This window comes from Actinoplanes sp. NPDC051851, from assembly GCF_040681165.1.
GTDB lineage: Bacteria > Actinomycetota > Actinomycetes > Mycobacteriales > Micromonosporaceae > Actinoplanes.
Genome location: NZ_JBFAYF010000035.1, coordinates 12,674 through 31,050 on the forward strand (window position 1 = coordinate 12,674; position 18,377 = coordinate 31,050).

An 18,377-nucleotide genomic window follows, 5' to 3' on the forward strand; every position below is an offset into this window, starting at 1 on the left:
ATGATCCGGTACGTCGTGGGCCGGGTCGCCCAGGCGGTGGTCGTCCTCTGGGCGGCGTTCACGCTGACCTTCGCGATCCTCTACCTGCTCCCCAGCGACCCGATGGAGCTGCAACTGGCGGCCGCCGGCATCCAGCCGGACAGCCTCACCCCGGATCAGCTCGCCGCGATGAAGCACCGGTTCGGCCTCGACCAGTCGATCGGCCGGCAATATTGGCATCACCTCGCCGGTGTGGTGCACGGTGACTTCGGCACCTCGCTGAGCCAGCAGGTGCCGGTCACCGACCTGATCGGCCAGCGGATCGGCCCGACCCTGCTGCTCAGCGTCGCCGCCGCGGTGGTGTCGCTGGTGGCCGGGTCGGGCCTGGCCTACCTGGCCACCTTCGTCCGCTGGAACCCGCTGCGGATCCTGCTGACCCGGCTGCCCGCGCTCGGCGCCTCGTTTCCGCAGTTCTTCGTGGCGCTCTTCCTGATCCAGCTCTTCTCGTTCCGGCTCGGCTGGTTCCCGGCGATCGGCACCGAGGGCGTGGCGTCCCTGGTGATGCCGGTGATCACCATCTCGGTGATCGCGTCCTCGGTGCTCGCCCAGGTGCTGATCAAGAGCTTCGATCAAACCCTTTCCCAGCCGTACGTCGTCACGGCGCGTGCCAAGGGGCTCTCCCGGTCCGCGGTGCATCTGCGGCACGCGTTCCGCAACGCGGCGCTGCCCGCGATGACCATCCTCGGTGTGATCGTGGGCCTCACCGTGACCAGCTCGATCGTGGTCGAGACGGTCTTCACCCGGGAGGGCGTCGGCAAGCTCGCCCAGGAGGCGGTGCTGGCCCAGGACGTGCCGGTGGTGCTCGCCGTGGTCACCATCGCGGCGGCCGTCTTCGTCACCGTCAACCTGGTCGTCGACCTGCTCTACCCGCTGCTCGACCCGCGCATCAAGAACAGGGTGGTGACCCCGTGACCGCTGCTCTCGCCCTCGATGTCATCGAGGAACACGAAGTATCCGATGAATCGGATAGGTGGGGCCGGGTGGGTGCGGTCGCGAGGAAGCCGATCTTCCTCCTGGCCGTCGTCTACGTGCTCTTCGTCGTGGTCTCTGCGTTCTGGCCGGACGTCTTCGCCGGTCAGGGGCCCTACGACACCCATCCGGCGGCGGCCATGCAGGCACCGGGCGGCGAGCACCTGTTCGGCACCGACGTCTACGGCCGCGACCTCTGGTCCCGCGTCCTGCACGGCTCGGCGCTGACCATCAAGGCCACCCTGATCGCACTCGGCATCGCGCTGGTCGCCGGTCTCAGCCTCGGCGTCGTCTCCGGCTTCTTCGGCGGCCTGGTCGACGCGGTCCTGATGCGCGCCGTCGACGTGCTGCTCGCCATCCCCGGCCTGCTGCTCGCCCTCTCCATCGTCACCGCCCTCGGGTACGGCACCGTCCCGGTCGCCGTGGCGGTCGGCGTCGGCATCATCCCCGGATTCGCCCGCACCACGCGTGCCGAGGTACTGCGGGTCAAGACCCTGCCGTACGTCGAGGCGGCCCGGGCCGGCGGCGCCTCCTGGGGCCGGGTGCTGCTCCGGCACATCCTGCCCAACTCGTGGGGCCCGGTCGCGGTGCTCGCGGTCCTGGACGCGGGGGTGGCGATCATCGCGATCGCCTCGCTCAGCTTCCTCGGCTTCGGCGCCGCGCCGCCCGCCGCCGAGTGGGGCACGCTGATCGCCGACGGCCGCAACTACCTGGTCACCTCCTGGTGGCTGAGCCTGCTGCCCGGCGTCTTCGTGGCCCTGCTGGTGCTCAGCCTCAACCACATCTCCAAGACCTTCCAGGAGCTGGGCAAGTGAGCCTCGTAGAGATCGAAGGCCTTGACGTCGGGTACGTCCGGAACCGCGTCGTCCAGCCGGCCGTGACCGGTCTCGATCTCACCGTGGGCCAGGGCGAGGTGGTCGCCATCGTCGGCGAGTCCGGCTCCGGCAAGACCACCACGGCGAACGCGATCATCGGCCTGCTGCCCGCCGGCGGCCGGATCACCGCGGGCTCCGCGAAGGTCGACGGCATCGAGACCGCCGGGGCGAAGGAGCGGGTGCTGCGCCGTCTGCGCGGCTCGGTGGTCGGCCTGGTCCCGCAGGACCCGATGGTCGGCCTGAACCCGACCAAGCGGATCGGCGCGCAGGTCGCCGAGGCGGTCCGGCTGCGCGGCCTGGCCGGTGCCGCGGTCCGGGCCGAGGTGATCGAGCACCTCACCCAGGCCGGTGTCCCCGAGCCCGAACTGCGCGCCCACCAGTTCCCGCACGAGCTCTCCGGCGGGCTCCGGCAGCGCGCGCTGATCGCCATCGCGCTCGCCGGCCGCCCGAAACTGATCATCGCGGACGAGCCCACCAGCGCCCTCGACGTCACCGTCCAGAAGCGGATCCTCGACCACCTCGGCGGCCTGGTCCGGGAGCAGGGCATCTCCCTGCTGATCATCACGCACGACCTGGCCGTCGCCGCCGACCGTGCGGACCGGGTGGTGGTGATGCGCCACGGCCGCAAGGTCGACGAGGGCGAGCCCGCGAGCCTGCTCTCCCGCTCCGCCGAGGGCTACACCCGGCAGCTGATCGCCGCCGCGCCGCGCCTCTCGCACGGCGGGCGGGTCGTTCCGCGTTTCGACGTACGCGGTGCCGAAGAGCCTCCTGCGGTGCTCACCCTGACGAACGTCTCCAAGACGTTCCCGGTCGCCGACCTGCGCCGGGGCCGCCGCGGCTTCAACGCGCTGAACGGGGTCAGCGTCACCGTGCCCCGGGGGCGTACCCACGCGCTGGTCGGCGAGTCCGGCTGCGGCAAGACCACCACGCTGCGGATCGCCCTCGGCCTGGAGAGCCCGACCAGCGGCTCGGTCGTGCTGGACGGCACCGAGATCGCCGGGCTCTCCTGGAACCGGATGCGCCCGCTGCGCCGTCGGGCCCAGCTCGTCCACCAGGACCCGTTCGCCACCCTCGACCCGACGTTCACCGTACGGCAGTCGGTGACCGAGCCGCTCGTGTCGTTCCGGATCGGCGACCGGCGCAGCCGCGAGGCCCGGGCCCGCGAACTGCTCGACCAGGTGGCGCTCCCGGCCTCCTACCTGGACCGGCTGCCCGCCCAGCTCTCCGGCGGGCAGCGGCAGCGGGTGGCGATCGCCCGCGCGCTGGCCCTGGAACCGGAGCTGCTGATGCTCGACGAGCCGGTCTCCGCGCTGGACGTGCTCGTACAGGAACAGATCCTGACGCTCCTCGCTGACCTGCAGGCGGCGCTCGGGCTCTCCTACCTCTTCGTCTCGCACGACCTCGCGGTGGTCGCCGCGATCTCGCATACCGTCTCGGTGATGAAGGACGGCAGAGTGGTCGAACAGGGCCCGGTCGCCGAGGTGTTCAGCGACCCGGAGAGCCCGTACACCCGGGAGCTGATCGATGCCATTCCTGGCCGGACCGTCCATGCCCGCTGATCCCCGCCCGTCCGAACCCGCCCCAGACACCTCCCGGACGCCGGACATCCGGCGGCGGTCCGCGCTGCTCGCCCAGGTGGCCGGCGCCCGCGCCAACCCCGGGCCGGCGCTGCTCGCCACGGTCACCGGGCTGCTCAACGGCGCCACCATGGTCGCCGGCGCCTCGGCGATCGCCTGGGCCACCGACCACCTGGTGATGCCGGTGCTCGCCGGTGACGCGGTGCCCACGGGCACCTGGTGGCTCAGCGCCGGATACATCGCGGGGGTCTCCGCGGTCCGGTGGAGCACCATCTTCGTCCGCGGGATCGCCACCGGGCGCGTCCAGTACCGGGCGCAGGCCGAGACCCGCCGGGCCGTGGTCCGCCGCTACCTCGACCAGGACGCCGCGTGGCACCGGGCGCGGCCCCCGGGACGGCTGCTCGCGCACGCGGTCGGCGACGTGGACGCGCTCTGGTCGCCGATGCAGTTCGCGTACTTCGCCTTCGGCATGGTCTTCATGCTCCTCCTGGCGCTGACCGAGCTGTTCCGGCGCGACCCGGCGCTCGGGCTGGTCGGGGTGGTGCTGGTCGGCTCGGTGCTCGGGCTCAACGTCACCTACCAGCGGCTGCTCGCCCCGCGCGCCCGCGACGCGCAGTCCGCCCGGGGCGCGGTGGCCACCGTGGCACACGAGTCGATCGAGGGCGGCCCGGTGGTCCGCAGCCTCGGGCTGGCCGGCGCCGAGGACGCCCGCTTCGCGCCCGGCGTCGCCCGGCTGCGGAGCGCGGACCTGCGGATGGCCTCGGTCAGCTCGGTCTTCGACCCGCTGCTCGAACTGCTGCCGACCGCGGCGGTCCTTGTCGTGCTGGCGGTCGGGGCGCCCCGCGTGCAGAGCGGCGATCTGAGCGTCGGTGACCTGGTCGGCGTGGTGTACCTGCTGATCACCGTCGCCATCCCGCTCAACGTGATCAGCCGGTTCCTCAGCATGCTGCCGATGGCGAACGCGGGGCGCGACCGGATCCACGATGTCGTGGCGAGCACGGAGGGCGTACCGGAAAGGCTCGCAAAGGTCCTCGGGGTGCGGCCGCTGCGGGTGGAGCTGCGCGGCGCGACGGTGAACCGGGCGGGGCGGACCCTGCTGGCCGGGGCGGATCTGACGCTCGAACCGGGCAGCGTGACCGTGGTGATCGGTGCGGTGGGTGCGGGCAAGACCACCCTGCTCGACCTGGCCGGCGGGCAGGCGCACCCGACCGGCGGGACCGTGTGCTTCGACGGCGCCGACGTGCGCTCGCTGGCCCGCGACGAGGTGCCCGCACACGTGGCCGTGGTGGCGCAGAGTCCGTTCCTGTTCGCCACCTCGATCCGCGAGAACCTGACGCTCGGCCGGGCGATCGACGACGGCGCGCTGTGGCGGGCGCTGCGGACCGCCGCGGCCGACGAGATCGTCCGCGACCTGCCGGACGGCCTGGACACGGTGGTCGGCGAGCGCGGCGCGACCCTCTCCGGCGGGCAGCGGCAGCGGATCTGCCTGGCCCGGGCGCTGGTCCGGACCCCGCGCCTGCTGGTGCTGGACGACGCCACGTCCGCGCTGGACGCCCGGGTGGAGAAGCAGGTGCTCGACGCGCTGCTGACCGAGCGCGGCCCGACCGTGCTGCTCAGCAGCAACCGCCCGCACGCGGTGACCGTCGCGGACCGGGTGATCGTGCTGCGCGGCGGCCGGATCGTGGCCGCCGGCCCACCCGCCGCGCTCGCCGACGACGAGGAGTACTCCCGGATCGTGAACGCGTATGTCTGAGCTCCTGGCTGATCTGTCCCGGACCGGATGGCGGAAACTGATCACGGTGGCGGTGCGCGAGTCGCCGCAGCTCAAGCAGGGCCTCGGCCTGACCGTGCTGCTCGCCCTGCTGGCCGGTGCCGGCCGGATCATCGCGCCGCTCACCATCGAACGCGTGATCGACGCCGGGCTCGACCCGGACACCGTCGGCCCGGCAGTCGCGGTCGGCGCGGCCGCCGTGGTGCTCGCCGGCGTCTCGTCGCTGCTGCTCAACCGGCGCCTGCAGACCCGGGTCGAGGACGCGCTCGCCGGACTGCGGCGCGACGGGCTGCGGCGGGTGCACGACATGGCCGCGAGCACCGCCGACCGGGTGCCCAGCGCCGACCTGGTCGCCCGGCTGACCAGCGACGTCGACCAGGTGACCACGTTCCTGCAGGGCGGCGGTATCCAGTTCCTGACCAACGCCGCGCAGCTGCTGATCGCCACGGTGATCCTGCTCGCCTACAGCTGGCGGCTCGCGCTGCCGGTGCTCGGGCTGACCATCCTGCTGGTCGTGGCGATGTCCCGGATGCAGCGCCTGATCGGCCGCCGGTACGACCGCGCCCGGCGCGACCTCTCCGCGATGCAGACCACGATCGCCGAGAACGTGCTGGGCGCCGCCCTGATCCGCGCCACGGGTGCGGCGCCGTGGGCGCGGGCGCGGCTGGACGGCGCGGTCGGCCGGGCCCGGACCGCTCTGGAGGGCACGCTCGCGCCGCTGCACGGCAACACGTCCGTCGGCGAGCTGGCGATCTCCACGATGACCATCACGGTGCTGCTCGGCGGGGTGGGGCAGGGACTCTCCGCCGGCCAGGTGGTGGCGATGCTGTTCCTGGTGACGTTCTTCGTGCGGCCGCTGCAGTTCGTGGTGCAGAGCCTGGGGGAGGCGCAGAACGCGCTGACCGGGTGGCGGCGGGCCCTGGAACTCGTCGGCACGCCGAGCGCGGTGGTCGCCGACGGGCTGCCGCTGCCGTCCGGCCCGGTTGGCGTCCGCTTCACCGGAGTGTCGGCGCGCTACGGCGACGGCCCGGTCGTGCTGGCCGGCGTCGACGTGCGGATCGAGCCGGGGGAGCACGTGGCCGTGGTGGGGCGGACCGGTTCGGGGAAGTCGACGTTCGCGAAGCTGCTGACGCGACGGCTGTCACCGGCGGCGGGGGAGATCGCGCTGAGCGGGGTGCCGCTGGACCGGCTCGCCACGACGGCGGGCCGGGTGGTGATCGTCCCGCAGGACCCGTTCCTGTTCGACACGACCGTACGGGGGAACCTGTTCTTCGACGGTCCGGACGCGGCTGTTCTCGACGTCGTCGAGGCGCTCGGGCTGGGGGAGTGGTTCGCGACGCTGCCCCTCGGGCTGGACACCGGTGTCGGCGTGCGCGGGGAACGTCTCTCCGTGGGGGAGCGGCAGCTGGTGGCGCTGATCCGCACGGCGCTCGTCGACCCGGATCTCGTCGTCTTCGACGAGGCGACGTCCGGGGTGGACCCGGCGACGGATGTGGCGGTGCAGCGGGCGCTCCGGGCGCTGACGACCGGGCGGACCAGCGTGTCGATCGCGCACCGGATGCTGACGGCGGAGAACGCGGACCGGGTGCTGGTCTTCGACGCGGGCCGGGTGGTGCAGTCGGGGTCGCACGCGGACCTGCATCGGGCCGACGGGGTGTACGCGGGGCTGGTCGAGGCCTGGAATCGACCGCTCGGGGCACCGTCGTAGAAGCGGTCCGGACCCCGCCGACCGCCCGCGCGCATGAACGGCCCGGGTGGGGCGGTGCGTGCGCACGGGCGGTGCGGGTGGGGCGGTGCGTGCGCACGGGCGGTGCGGGTGGGGCGGTGCATGCGCATGAACGGTGCGGGTGGGGCGGTGCGTGCGCACGGACGGCCCGGGTGGGGCGGCACGCGTGCACGATCAACCGGGTGAAGGGGCGGTAGGCGCACCCGGTCCGCGATCGTGTGCTTGCGCAGCCCCGTGGAGGGCGGCGCAGGGACACGAACGCTCAATGTGTGCTGTCAGCGCCCCTGAACTGCGTTGATCGTGTGCTCTGGGCGCCCCCGGCTGGCGGGTCGTGTGTTCTGGGCGCCCCCGGCTGGCGGGTCGTGTGCTCTGGGCGCCCCGGCTGGCGGATCGTCCGCCGTGTGCTCCGCTCCCGCCGGAATTGCCGTCCTGTTACGGAGCGACACGGCTTCTTGACAGTTCACTCTCGACACACGCTAATGGAAACACTGTTTCGGAGAGTGTTACGGATGGCCACTTGGAGGTCCCGTGTCCCTGTCCCTTCGCCGTGCCCTGGCGGCCCTCGCCCTATCCGCCTCGGCCCTCATCGCCGTCCCGTCGCCCGCGATCGCCGCGGCCACCGAGGTCGATGGCGACGTCTCCGTGCCCTGCTGGATCTACACCTACAGCCTCGACGCCGACTGGTACTTCCCGGCCACCGCCACCCCGAAGGCCCTGGTCTGGCTGCAGCACGGCTTCTCCCGTTCGAACGCCAACGTCGCCGACCTGGCCCGTGAATACCAGGACGCCGGCTTCCTCGTCGTCGCGCCCACCCTTCCCTCCGCCGACATCTACGGCTGCACGATCAGCAACCTCGGCAACAACACCGTCTTCCTCAAGAGCGTCGCCGCCCTGCTCGGCACCGCGACCAGTTCGTCCGGCGCGCTCGCCAAGAGCTACGCCGCCGCGGCCAAGACCGCCGGCCGCTCCGGCACGACACTGCCCACCGAGTACGTCCTGGCCGGCCACTCGGCGGGCGGCGAGGCGGCCACCTATCTCGCGGGCGTCCTGAAGACCACGTACCCGTCGACCTACGCGAACCTCGACTACCTCCAACTGCTCGACCCGGTCGAGTCGATCTTCGGGACCAACATGGCGACCGGGCTGGCCGCGATCGGCGGGACGTCGCTGCCGATCCGGACCATCTCGTCGCCGCCGTACCTCGCGAACAGCAACGCCAGCGGCACCGTGGAGCTGACCGGCACCCTGGACCGGGACTTCCTCGGCGTACGGCTGACCACCGGCAGCCACTGTGACGCGGAGGGCGCCAGCACCGATGTGCTCTGCACACTGACCGCCGGCACCTCGTCGGCGGCGAACGTCGCGGTGCTGCAGACGCTCGCGGTCGCCTGGGCGGTGGACGCCGCCGACGGCACCACGACGGCGAGCTACTACCCGGGTGGCGCGTACTACCAGGCTCGGCTGTCCGCGGGCACGATCGAGACGCTGAGCGGCAGCTGACCGGTTCCGGCCGCCCGGTCCCTTCCGGCCGCCCGGTCCTCTCCGGCCGCCCTGTCATCTCTGGTGGGGCGGCCGGTCCGCGTTCTGCTGTTCCACCTCGTGTTCCGTTGTTCTACTTCGTGTGCTGTCGCCGTGCACTACCACGAGGCGTAGGGCTGCCCGCCGTCGCACACCCTCCGGCGGCGCTGAGTCATCAGCGGGGGTGAACTCCGGGTGTCGGCGCTTCCGGGACCGCGTTTCCCCGGCATAGGGTTCGTCTCGACACGCCGGTGAGACAGTCGGAGAGAGCGAGGGCACGCAATGCCGGCGAAAGCGGCCGTCCGGTACACGGACTTCCAGACCGCCGACCACGACCTGGCCGTCGCGGCGAAGGTGGCCGCGATCCCGCATCGGCCCCGGTTCGCCCGTGACGACACCGGCCCGGTCGACTTCCGGCTGACCTCGGCCGCCTTCGGCGCCTTCGGGGTGCACGCCTTCCGGATGCGCGGCCTGCGCTATGCCGCCCTCGCCGATCCGCGCGATTTCCTGTACGCGATACGCCTCGTCGAGGGCAGTTCCGGGTTCACCGGTTCGGGGTGGGCGACGTCCCTGACCGGGAACGGCTGCTTCCTCGTCCCGCCGGAGACCGCGGTACGCGCCGAGTACGCCAGCGCGGTCCTGCACGCGGTGTCGGTCCCGCTCGCCTGTGCCCGGGACATGGCCGAGGAGTTCGCGGGCCTGCGCGGGCGACTCCTCTTCGAGGCGCGGCCGCCGGTCAGCGACGTGATGCGCCGGCACTGGGAGCTGACCGCGGCCTTCGTGCACCGGGAACTGACCTCGGCGCCCGAACTGCCCTCGCTGCTGCTGGTCCACCTGATGCGGGTGGCCGCCGCGAGCCTGCTGGTCACCTTCCCGAACAGCACGATGACGCTGGACTACACCCCGCCGAGCGGCCGGGTGGCGCCGGCCGTGGTGCGGCGGGCGGCGGCGTACATCGAGGCGAACGCGGCCCGGCCGTTGACCGTGGCCGACGTCGCGTCCGCGTCCGGGGTCGGTATCCGGGCGCTGCAGGAGGCGTTCCGGCGCCACCTGGACCGGACGCCGATGGCCTACCTGCGACAGGTCCGCTTGGAGGCGGTCCGCGGCGAACTCCGCGAGGCGGCCGAGCGCCGGGCCGGCGAGACGGTGAAGGAGACCGCCCGCCGCTGGGGTTTCGCCAACCCGAGCCGTTTCGCCGCCGACTACCACGCCGCTTTCGGCGAGCTCCCCAGCCACACCCTGCGCCGCCGCTGACCCTCCGCTCCCGGCCTGCCGCTGCTTGGTCTTGTCGGCCCGCTGCCGCTCACTGCTGCCGGCCTGCCGCTGCTCAGCCTTGCTGGCCTGCCGCCGCTCACTGCTGCTGGCCCGTCGCTGCTGGCCCGCCGAGTTTCGCCCGTCGTTACCGGTCCGGCCGATCGCGTTACCGGCCGCCGCGAGCACGGCGAGGGCCGCCAGTACATCGACGAGGTGCCACCGGATCCAGGTCATGTCGCCAGGCTAGCGAGGTGCGGGCGCCACGGCGTCCGCCCGTGGGCGATCCTTCTCGCTACCACGGTAGGGGGCCCGTGGTCTGATGCGCCGCACCCGGACATCGCGGCAGAGTCGCAGCCATGACGATGCTCGGGCGGCTCGGATGGCGGAGTGCATTGGGGGTTGGTTCGGATGACGGTGGACGGCGGTGTGGGGAAGGGCGGGAGCGTGGTCTCCGCCGTACGCGGGAAGGGGTCAGATCTTGCGGGCCACCGCGCCGAAGAGGGAGGCCTCGACCGGGGTGGGGTTCTCCTCGGCGGACGGGTCCGGGCGCCATTCGCTGATGGGGACCACGCCGGGGGTGACCAGCTCGAGGCCGGTGAAGAACTGGTCGAACTCGGGGCGGGTGCGGGGGATGACGTCGGAGCGGCCGGTGCGCAGGGATTCGTCCCAGTTGGCCTTGAGCTCGGGGGTCAGGAAGTCCGTCGTGGCGCACGTCATGGTCAGGTAGCTGCCGGAGGGGAGAGCGTCGAGCAGCGTGGTGACGATCTCGCGGGCCTGGTCCTGGGAGGGGAGGAAGTGGATCACGGCGACCAGGACCAGGGCGATCGGCTGGGAGCGGTCGAGGATTTCCAGGCCGGCGAGGATGGTGGCCGGGTCGCGCAGGTCGTGTTCGAGGTACCGTGTCTGGCCCTCGGGGGTGCTGGTGAGCAGGGCGCGGGCGTGGACCATGACCATCGGGTCGTTGTCGACGTAGACGATCCGGCTCTCCGGGGCGATCCGTTGCGCGACCTCGTGGGTGTTGTCGGCGGTCGGCAGGCCGGTGCCGATGTCGAGGAACTGCCGGATGCCGGCCTCACGGGCCAGATGACCGACCGCGCGCTGGAGGAAGGCACGGTTGGCGCGGGCGGCGATCCGGGCCGCGGGGTACGAGCGGGCGAGCAGGTCGCCGGACTCGCGATCGGCGGCGAAGTTGTCCTTGCCGCCGAGCCAGTAGTTGTAGCGCCGGGCGGGGTGGGCGACCCCGGTGTCGAACCTCTCGAGCGTCACGGCGGCGATCTTAATAGGACGGAGGCGGTTACCGCGAGACAGGGGGACAGTCGTTGAACATCACGGGCCGTTTACATGAATTTCAACTACCTATAAACAACATGTTTTGATACCCCTCGTTCATGTGCCAGGCTGGTCCCTCAACGGGGGCGTGATCAAGGTTCTGCCAGGGGAAAGACGGCAATGAGTAGACGCGTTTACATTCACATCGGTGCACCCAAGACGGGTAGCACCTTTATCCAGAATGTGCTGTGGAACAATAAGGAATCACTCAAACGCGCCGGAATTCTGTTGCCCGCCAGCCGGAAGGCCCAGGATCAGGCGATGGCGGACCTGCGGCAGGTGCCGTGGCGTGACCCGGAGGCGACCTGGACCTGGGACGGGCTGATCGCCGCCGCCCGCAAGTGGCCGGACGACGTGATCATCACGAACGAGGGGCTGGGCGGGGCCACCGCCGCGCAGGCCGCCCGTGCGGTGGAGAGCCTGCAGCCGGCCGAGGTGCACATCGTGGTGGTCGGCCGGGACCTGTGGCGGACCCTGCCGTCGATGTGGCAGGAGAGCGTGCGCTCGCGCAGCCTCTGGAGCTTCGAGGAGTTCCTCAAGGCGATCGAGGAGGGGCGGCACGACGCCTTCTGGAACCACACCGCGAACCGGATGCTGCTGCGCTGGGGCGACCTGGTCCCGCCGGAGCGCCGCCACATCATCACCATGCCGCCGCCCGGCGCGCCCGAGACGGTGCTCTGGGAGCGGTTCGCCGGCGTGGTCGGGATCGGCGACGGGGTCTGCGAGATCGGCGAGCAGCACGCCAACCCATCGCTGGGCGCGCCCGAGATCGAACTGCTGCGCCGGCTCAACCACGCGCTCGGGGACCGGTACCCGCACCGGATGCCGTACCGGCGGGGTGTGCTGCGGCACCTGGTCAACCCGGTGCTGAAGAACTCGAAGAACGACATGAAGTTCAGCATCGGGGCGAACCGGACGCAGTGGATCCTGGACCTGACCGAGGAGCGGATCAAGGAGCTCCGGGACTATCCGTGCCACATCGTCGGCGACCTCGACGAGCTGCGCCCGGCCGACATGCGCGAGGGCGTCTCCTTCGACGAGCTCACCGAGAAGCAGGTGATGGAGACCGCCCTGGAGACGATCATCGGACTTCTCGGGTACGCCGAGGAGCTGCACGGCCAGATCGAGAAGAGCCGGGGGGACATGCTGACACGACTCAAGAAGCGGGTTCGCCACCGCCTGCCCATCGGCCGGGCGTGATCCCGAAGACCAGCCGGAACGCCTCGATGAACGCGCTCGGGCTGGCGTAACCGGCGTCCGCCGCGACCCGGGTGACCGGCAGCCCGGTGGCGAGCAGCAGCATCGCGTGGTGCAGCCGGAGCCTGCCCCGCCACTGCGGGAACGTGAAGCCGGTCTCGTCGCGGAAGAGGCGGCTGAGCGTACGCTCCGCGGCGCCCACCTCGCGCCCCAGCTCGCGCAGCGGCCGCGGGTCGGCCGGGTCGGCGGCGAGCATCGCGCAGAGCCGGACCAGGCGCGGGTCGGTGGGGGTGGGCAACCGCAGGGGCAGGGTCTCCGCGCTGCGCAGCTGATGCAGGGCCACCTGCTCCAGATGATGCCGGAGTTCCGGGGAGAGGTCCGTCCGCTCGTCGCTCAGCGTGCGGATCACCTCCCGGAGCAGTGGCTCGACGGTGAGCACCGTGGGCTCCTCGAAGGTGACCTGAACCGCCGTCGTGAAGATGAGCGAGCGCATCTCGGTCGGCCCGTGCGCCTGGTGGGTGTGCGGCACGTTCGCGGGAAGCCAGACGGCGCGGGTCGGCGGCACCACCCAGGTGCCGCGCCCGGTGGTGACCTGGAGGACGCCGCGGAGCGGGTGGACCAGCTGGTGGGTGGTGTGGTCGTGCCAGTCGATGCGTTCCCGGTGCGCGAGGCGGTTTACCGACATGACTCGGCAGAATATCGGAAGTCCGCACCCCGCGGAGTCGGCAGCCTGAACGGTATGAAGAGGATGTGGCTGTGGGGGAGCGCCCACGCCGTCGACGATCTGTATCAGGGGCTGGTCCCGGCGGTGCTGCCGTACTTCGTGCTTGACCACGGGTACAGCTACGTGGCGATCTCCGGGTTGACGCTGGCCGCCGCGCTCGGGAGTTCGCTGCCGCAGCCGGTGATCGGGGTGCTGGTCGACCGGTACCGGCTGGACTGGCTCGCCCCCGCCGGGGTGGCCCTCGCGGGTCTGGGGTTCGGCCTCTCCGGGCTGATCCCGGTCTACCCGGTGGTCTGGAGCCTGATCCTGCTCTCCGGGCTCGGCGTGGCGATGTTCCACCCGGCGGCGGGGCGGTCGGCCCGGGCCGCGGCGGGGGACAGCACCGCGGCGATGAGCGTCTTCGCGGCGGGCGGGAGCATCGGGTTCTTCCTGGCGCCGGTGCTGGCCACGCCGGTGCTGCTCGCCCTCGGCCTGCGGGGCACCGCGGTCTTCATCCCGCTGGCGCTGGTCACCACCCTGGTGCTGCTCTCCTCCCGGGGTACGGTCGCCTCGCACGCGGCGGCACGGGACGGCGCGAGCCGGTGGCGGCCGTTCCTCGCGCTCATCGGGATCGAGGTGGTCCGTTCCGCGGCGTTCTTCGCGGTGAACACCTTCATCGGGATCTACTGGATCACGTCCTTGGGTGCGGGTAAGACGCTCGCCGGGGTGGCGCTCGCGGTCTTCCTGGTCGGTGGCGTGCTGGGGACGCTGCTCGGCGGGCGGCTCGCGGACCGGATCGGCGCGATCCGCACCATCCAGCTCGGCGCGGCCCTCGCCCTCCCGGCCCTGCTCGGCATGCTGCTGACCCCGGGCGCCTGGGCCCCGCTGGTCTTCGCGGCGATGACCGGGATCGCCTGGAACCTGCCCTTCGCCGTACTGGTCAAACTCGGTCAGGACTACCTGCCGTCGAAGCCCGGCACGGCGGCCGGGGTCACCCTGGGGCTCGGGGTGAGCATCGGCGGGCTCTTCGCGCCGTTCTTCGGGCTGACGGCCCAGCACCACGGCCCGCAGGGCGTGTTCTGGCTGCTCTGCCTGGCCCCGCTCCCGGCGCTGCTGCTGGGCCTGCTGCTGACCGCTCCCGCGCCCTCGAAAAGCGGCGTCATGGCCTGACCGGGCCCTCGAAGAAGCGGTGTCTTCGAGAAGCGGTGTCTTCGAGAAGCTGCGGCTGGCGTCTCAGCCCGGCTTGCCGACGTGGCTCAGGAGGGTGCGGACCGCTCCGGGCGGCGGCGTCCGCGCGCCCGTCCAGATCGCCCGCAGGTCGCGGCGCAGGTCCAGGCCCTGTACCGCGACCTGCCGGAGGTCGTTGCCGACCGCGAGCCGGCTGAGCACCGCGGGCGCGGCCCCGGCCAGCACCGCCGCCCGGACCGCCGCCGTGGTCGAGAGCTCCAGCGCGGGCTCGGCCGGCTCGGCGTTCGCCCGGCGCAGCGCCGCGGCCAGGAAGTCCCGGGTGCCGGACCCGCGTTCCCGGGTCACCAGCGCCGTCCCGCCCAGCTCGGCCGCCGTGATCGGGGTCCGGCGCCGCGCCCACGGGTGCCCCGGCGGCACCACCAGCACGAGGTCGTCCTGCCCGACCACCCGGCTGCGCACCCCGGGCGGCACGGTCGGCCCCTCGATGAAGCCGAGATCCGCCGACCCGTCCAGCACCTGCTCGATCACGTGATCACTATTGGTCGCGGTGAGTACCACCTGGGCCGGTGACTCGCCCCGCCGTACGGCATCCGCCCGCATCCCGACCAGCCACCCGGGCAGCAGGTGCTCGGCGACCGTGAGGCTCGCGCTGACGCGTACCCGGTTCCGGCTGTCCTCGCGCAGCGCCGCCAGCCCCGCGTCCACCTCCTCGGCGAGCCGCAGCAGCCGGTCCGCCCACTGCGCGACCACCACTCCCTCGGGTGTCAGGCGCGCGCCGCGGGTGGTCCGGGTCGCCAGCCGCACCCCGGTCCGCGCCTCGAGCGCCGCGAGCCGTGCCGACGCCGCCTGCTGGGTGAGGCCCGCCTCCCGCCCCGCCGCACTCAGCGTCCCGGTCCGTGCCACCGAGAGCAGCAGTTCCAGCGCGGAGAGCTCCGGCATCCGTTCACTCAGACCCACAGCTTCCGATGGTACGCCGTCACAACTCTTGTTTGTGATCCCACAAGATCTCGCCCGCTACCCGGTACGCCGTGGCTCGGTGAGAGTGGTCCCATGACCACGCCGCTTCAGGTCCGCCGCCCGCCGCAACCGTCCGCCGCCGTCGCCCCGCCCGGGCCGGTGCCGAACTGGTACGCGGCCGTGATGGGTACCGGGATCGTCGCGACCGCGGCCGCCTCGCTGCCGTGGCGGTTCCCCGGACTGCGGGACTTCGCCATCGCCGTCTGGCTGCTGGCGGTGGCCCTGCTCGCGGTGCTGCTCACCGGCACCCTGCGCAACCCGCGCGGCTGGCTGGCCCACCGGGCCGACCCGGTGGTGTCCCACTTCTACGGCACCTTCCCGATGGCCCTGATCAGTGTCGGCGCCGCCACCCTGCTGATCGGCCGCGACGTGATCGGCCTGCCCGCCGCGCTGACCGTGCACGCCGTCCTCTGGACCCTCGGCACGATATCCGGCCTGGTCACCGCGATCGCCGTCCCCTTCCGGCAGTTCACCGCTCCCGCCCAGCCCGCCATACCCGCCATACCCGCCATACCCGCCATGCCTGCCGTGCCCGCCGCGTTCGGTGGGTGGCTGGTGCCGGTCGTGCCGCCGATGGTGTCGGCGGCCACCGGGGCGCTGCTCGTCCCCTACCTTCCCGCCGGGCAGCTCCGGCTGACGCTGGTCGTGCTCTGCTGGGCGATGTTCGGGCTGAGCCTCGTCGCGGCGCTGGTCGTGATCACCCTGATCTGGCAGCGCCTGGCCGCGCACCGGGTGGGCCCCGCCGCCCTGGTGCCCACCCTCTGGATCGTGCTGGGCCCGCTCGGCCAGTCGGTCACGGCCGCCAACCTGCTCGGGGCGGCGGGCGCAGACGCACTGCCCAGCCCGTACGGGAGAGCGTTTGTCGCCTTTGGGGTTGTCTTCGGTCTTCCGGTCTGGGGTTTCGCTCTGTTGTGGGCGGCGCTGGCCGGGGCGGTGACCGTCCGCACCATCCGTGCCGGGCTGCCGTTCTCGCTCGGCTGGTGGTCCTTCACCTTCCCGGTGGGGACCTGCGTCACCGCCACCTCCGCCCTCGCCGCGCACACGGGTTCGGTGCTTCTCGCCGTGCTCGCGGTCCTCTTCTACCTCGGCCTGGTGGCCGCCTGGGCGACCGTCGCCCTGCGCACCGTTCGCGCGCTGAACCGGGGTATGGTCCCGCGCCCGCTCTGACGGCTTCGCGCCCACACCACCCCACACCGCCTTGCCCGCCGACGCCCCTGCCCGCCGACGCCCGCCCGCGCCCGCCGTGAGTGGGCGGCCCGGCGGGCGCGGGCGTCTCGGCGACGGAGGGCTCGCTATCCGGGACTCTTGTCGGGAGGCTCCTGCGGTGGCGGGCAGGAGCGGTCACGATAGGCGGCGATCCACGCGTCGACCTCCTCGGTGAGCCAGACCTTGCCCTGTTTGAGCCGCGCCACCGGCTCCGGGAAGGACGCTCTGTTCGTCAGGCTGTGCACTCGCTGGCGGCTGATCCGGCCGCCCAGCCGCAGTCGTATCTCGTGTGCTCCGAGCAGCTGGAGCCCGCTGTTCCTCATGCCCCATGACTATAGGCGCCCGCCAAGCTGGCAGACGACACCGTTCCGGTCGGCGATTTCCCACATTCCGCGTGATAACCCCATGCCGAGAATGCCGCCTCTGCCGGGTGACAGTGGTATATCAGCGGTCATCGTGGGACCTTTCCGGCGGTGACCCGGGCCCACGCGGCGGCGAAGTGCTCCGGCAGCGGGCGCGGTACGACGAGCAGCCGTCCGGTGTCGAGCAGGAGCGGCAGTTTCCAGGTCTCCACCGGCAGCCGCGGCGCCCGGTTCGGCCCGACCGCCCGCAGTCCGTCCGGCTCCTTCCCGCCGAGCACCGCCCGCGGCCTTCCGGGGTCCTTCCCGTCGAGCACCGTCACCACCGCGCGGACCTGCTCGATGATCTCGTGCCGCCCCTGACTCCCGTGGTCGTGATGGCCGTCCCGCTCGAACCCGCAGAGACCCCGCCACCCGCGATCGAGGTCCCGATCGTCCGGTCCCATGCCGATCCCCCTCGCCGACGCGCATCCTTCCAGGGACCACCGACATTTCTCCGGTACGACGTGAGCGCGCCCACAGTCACATTCGGGTGGGGTGTCCCGTCCTCTCCGCGGTAGGACGTACAACCCAGGAAGGGTGTAGACCATGCGCATCGCGGTCGCCGGGGGAACCGGCTGGATCGGCAGGCTGGTGGTGGCCCAGGCTCGCGAGGCCGGCCACGACGTCGTCGTCATCGCCCGCTCGGTGGGCGTCGACCTGACCACCGGCGCGGGCCTGGACGCCGCGCTGAAGGACGTCGACGCGGTGATCGACGTGTCCAACATCGAGACCCTGCGCCGCGCCACGGCGACCCGCTTCTTCGAGACGGTGACCCGCACCCTGCTGGCCGCCGAGGAACGCGCCGGCGTCAAGCACCACGTGCTGCTCTCGATCGTCGGCGTCGACCGCGTCCCGTGGGGCTACTACCAGGCCAAACTCCACCAGGAGGAGATCGCCCTGGCCGGCGCGGTCCCGGTCACGGTGCTGCGCGCCACCCAGTTCCACGAGTTCGCCGCCCAGATGCTGGAGCGCTCCTCCGGCCCGATCGCCGTGGTCCCGAGGATGCTCAGCCGCCCGGTCGCCGCCGCCGAGGTGGCCGCCGAGCTGATCCACCTGGCCGCGTCCGCCCCGCTCGGCCGCGCCCCCGACCTGGCCGGCCCGGAGACCCTGCGGATGGCCGACCTGGTGCGGACCCTGAGCCGCCACCGTGGCCTCCGCAAGCTGGTCCTGGAGATCCCCCTGCCCGGCCCGGCCGGTAGAGCCATGTCCACCGGCGGCATCCTGCCGGCCACACCGGGCTCCCGCGGCACCCAGACCTTCACCGAGTGGCTCACCGCATGACCCACAGCGTCCGAAAAGGACTACAGTGGAAGGGTGCAGCCCGTGACTCCTGACACCGCTCCCGGCCCGCAGCGTGCCATCGTCGCGGCGACGATCCTCGGAGTCCTGCTGGTCGCCGCCGGCGTGATCGGCTTCATCGCGCACCGCGAGAGGCTCAGCAGCGCGGCGATCCTCACGGCCGGCCCCGGTTTCGTCGTGCTCTGCTTCACCCAGGCCGCCCGGGCCCTCTCCCGCCGCTGACCTGACTCCGGCTGGGGCCCGCGGGTGTCCCCGCCAGCTCCAGGCACCCCTGGACGCCAGTCGCCGGGCCCGGGCTGACAGGGTGC

The 18,377-nt window shown here is 72.3% G+C and carries 17 protein-coding genes; 12 read left to right on the top strand and 5 right to left on the bottom strand.

Annotation, left to right across the window (positions count from 1 at the left end; all coding sequences use genetic code 11):
- From AB0M08_RS28920 to AB0M08_RS28950, 7 genes are all read left to right on the top strand, one after another.
- Entirely contained in the window at window positions 1-951 is a 951-nt protein-coding gene (locus AB0M08_RS28920) for an ABC transporter permease (RefSeq protein ID WP_364499731.1), read from the top strand.
- Entirely contained in the window at window positions 948-1,823 is an 876-nt protein-coding gene (locus tag AB0M08_RS28925) for an ABC transporter permease (RefSeq protein ID WP_364499733.1), read from the top strand. The genes AB0M08_RS28920 and AB0M08_RS28925 overlap by 4 nt, the downstream gene beginning before the upstream one ends.
- Window positions 1,820-3,442 (top strand): ABC transporter ATP-binding protein, encoded by a 1,623-nt coding sequence (locus AB0M08_RS28930; protein ID WP_364499736.1) that lies wholly within the window; start codon window positions 1,820-1,822, stop codon window positions 3,440-3,442. Before AB0M08_RS28925 ends, AB0M08_RS28930 begins: the two co-directional genes overlap by 4 nt.
- Complete coding sequence (locus tag AB0M08_RS28935) at window positions 3,432-5,213, top strand: ABC transporter ATP-binding protein (protein ID WP_364499739.1); 1,782 nt, start codon at window positions 3,432-3,434, stop codon at window positions 5,211-5,213. The genes AB0M08_RS28930 and AB0M08_RS28935 overlap by 11 nt, the downstream gene beginning before the upstream one ends.
- Window positions 5,206-6,939, top strand: coding sequence for an ABC transporter ATP-binding protein (locus AB0M08_RS28940; protein WP_364499742.1), 1,734 nt, complete (start codon window positions 5,206-5,208; stop codon window positions 6,937-6,939). The genes AB0M08_RS28935 and AB0M08_RS28940 overlap by 8 nt, the downstream gene beginning before the upstream one ends.
- Before the next feature lie 546 nt (window positions 6,940-7,485).
- The gene (locus AB0M08_RS28945; RefSeq protein WP_364499745.1) at window positions 7,486-8,457 is read left to right on the top strand and encodes an alpha/beta hydrolase; all 972 of its coding nucleotides are present in this window, start codon (window positions 7,486-7,488) and stop codon (window positions 8,455-8,457) included.
- Window positions 8,458-8,757: 300 nt separating this feature from the next.
- On the top strand, window positions 8,758-9,729 hold the full coding sequence (locus tag AB0M08_RS28950) for a helix-turn-helix transcriptional regulator (RefSeq protein ID WP_364499748.1): 972 nt from the start codon (window positions 8,758-8,760) through the stop codon (window positions 9,727-9,729).
- Between the two features lie 471 nt (window positions 9,730-10,200).
- On the opposite strand, the gene AB0M08_RS28955 is transcribed toward AB0M08_RS28950, so the two are convergent.
- On the bottom strand, window positions 10,201-10,995 hold the full coding sequence (locus AB0M08_RS28955) for an SAM-dependent methyltransferase (RefSeq protein WP_364499751.1): 795 nt from the start codon (window positions 10,993-10,995) through the stop codon (window positions 10,201-10,203).
- A 324-nt stretch (window positions 10,996-11,319) separates the two neighbouring features.
- Here AB0M08_RS28955 and AB0M08_RS28960 point away from each other — a divergent pair, with 324 nt between their 5' ends.
- Window positions 11,320-12,258, top strand: coding sequence for a hypothetical protein (locus tag AB0M08_RS28960; protein ID WP_364499754.1), 939 nt, complete (start codon window positions 11,320-11,322; stop codon window positions 12,256-12,258).
- Here the strand turns inward: AB0M08_RS28960 and AB0M08_RS28965 are convergent.
- Window positions 12,215-12,940, bottom strand: a complete 726-nt coding sequence (locus AB0M08_RS28965; RefSeq protein WP_364499757.1) for a helix-turn-helix transcriptional regulator — start codon at window positions 12,938-12,940, stop codon at window positions 12,215-12,217. The genes AB0M08_RS28960 and AB0M08_RS28965 overlap by 44 nt on opposite strands.
- Before the next feature lie 54 nt (window positions 12,941-12,994).
- Here AB0M08_RS28965 and AB0M08_RS28970 point away from each other — a divergent pair, with 54 nt between their 5' ends.
- Complete coding sequence (locus AB0M08_RS28970) at window positions 12,995-14,128, top strand: MFS transporter (RefSeq protein ID WP_364499760.1); 1,134 nt, start codon at window positions 12,995-12,997, stop codon at window positions 14,126-14,128.
- A 63-nt stretch (window positions 14,129-14,191) separates the two neighbouring features.
- On the opposite strand, the gene AB0M08_RS28975 is transcribed toward AB0M08_RS28970, so the two are convergent.
- Window positions 14,192-15,103 (bottom strand): LysR family transcriptional regulator, encoded by a 912-nt coding sequence (locus tag AB0M08_RS28975; protein WP_364499763.1) that lies wholly within the window; start codon window positions 15,101-15,103, stop codon window positions 14,192-14,194.
- A 93-nt stretch (window positions 15,104-15,196) separates the two neighbouring features.
- On the opposite strand from AB0M08_RS28975, the gene AB0M08_RS28980 reads away from it, so the two are divergent.
- Window positions 15,197-16,330: a TDT family transporter gene (locus AB0M08_RS28980; protein ID WP_364499766.1), complete on the top strand. Its 1,134-nt coding sequence runs from the start codon at window positions 15,197-15,199 to the stop codon at window positions 16,328-16,330.
- Between the two features lie 125 nt (window positions 16,331-16,455).
- Here the strand turns inward: AB0M08_RS28980 and AB0M08_RS28985 are convergent, their stop codons facing one another.
- Entirely contained in the window at window positions 16,456-16,692 is a 237-nt protein-coding gene (locus AB0M08_RS28985; protein ID WP_364499769.1) for a DNA-binding protein, read from the bottom strand.
- Between the two features lie 128 nt (window positions 16,693-16,820).
- On the bottom strand, window positions 16,821-17,174 hold the full coding sequence (locus AB0M08_RS28990) for a hypothetical protein (protein WP_364499772.1): 354 nt from the start codon (window positions 17,172-17,174) through the stop codon (window positions 16,821-16,823).
- A 142-nt stretch (window positions 17,175-17,316) separates the two neighbouring features.
- Here AB0M08_RS28990 and AB0M08_RS28995 point away from each other — a divergent pair, with 142 nt between their 5' ends.
- Window positions 17,317-18,051 carry an NAD(P)H-binding protein gene (locus AB0M08_RS28995; RefSeq protein WP_364499774.1) on the top strand — a complete coding sequence of 245 codons (735 nt, stop codon included), beginning with the start codon at window positions 17,317-17,319 and terminating at the stop codon, window positions 18,049-18,051.
- A gap of 42 nt (window positions 18,052-18,093) precedes the next feature.
- Entirely contained in the window at window positions 18,094-18,291 is a 198-nt protein-coding gene (locus AB0M08_RS29000; RefSeq protein WP_364499777.1) for a hypothetical protein, read from the top strand.
- Window positions 18,292-18,377 lie beyond the last annotated feature (86 nt).